We start from the raw sequence: 735 nt of genomic DNA on the forward strand, positions 1-735 counted from the left end.
CGGACACGGTGATCAATGGCATGTTTTCTGTGGTCGGAAAATTGTTCGGCATTCAGTTTAAACAACGCACGGATGTGGATACCTGGCATGATGATGTGCGCTTCTACGAATTGGTGGATGATGATGGCAGTGTCCGAGCGGCTTTCTATCTGGACATGTATGCCCGCACCGGGAAACGCGGTGGCGCCTGGATGGACGATGCGCGTATTCGTCGCCGCCAGCCCGACGGCAGCCTGCAAACCCCGGTTGCCTACCTGACCTGTAACTTTGCACCGCCAGCCGGTGGCAAGCCGGGCCTGTTGACCCACGACGAAGTGGTCACCCTGTTCCACGAGTTTGGCCATGGCCTGCACCACATGCTGACCGAGCAGGATGTGTCCGGTATTTCCGGAATTAATGGTGTGGCCTGGGATGCGGTGGAACTGCCCAGCCAGTTTCTGGAAAACTGGTGCTGGACCGAGGAAGGCATCGCGCTGATTTCCGGCCATTACCAAACCGGTGAGCCGCTACCAAAAGAAAAACTGGAAAAGATGCTCGCCGCGAAAAACTTTCAGGGTGCTATGCAGATGGTGCGGCAAATCGAATTTTCCCTGTTCGATATGCGAATCCACGCGGAGTATCAACCGGGCCTGAATATTTATCAGGTATTGAATGAAGTGCGCGAACAGGTGGCGGTTATTCAACCGCCCGCCTTTAACCGTTTCCCCAACAGCTTCGGGCATATTTTTGCCGGCG

Annotated in this window: 1 protein-coding gene; it reads left to right on the plus strand. The window is 55.2% G+C overall.

Annotated elements, in window-relative coordinates; all coding sequences use genetic code 11:
- A partial coding sequence (locus A3730_RS29020) for a M3 family metallopeptidase (RefSeq protein WP_231884090.1) occupies nt 1-735 on the plus strand: 735 nt, incomplete at both ends.

It is taken from the genome of Alcanivorax sp. HI0044 (assembly GCF_001634945.1).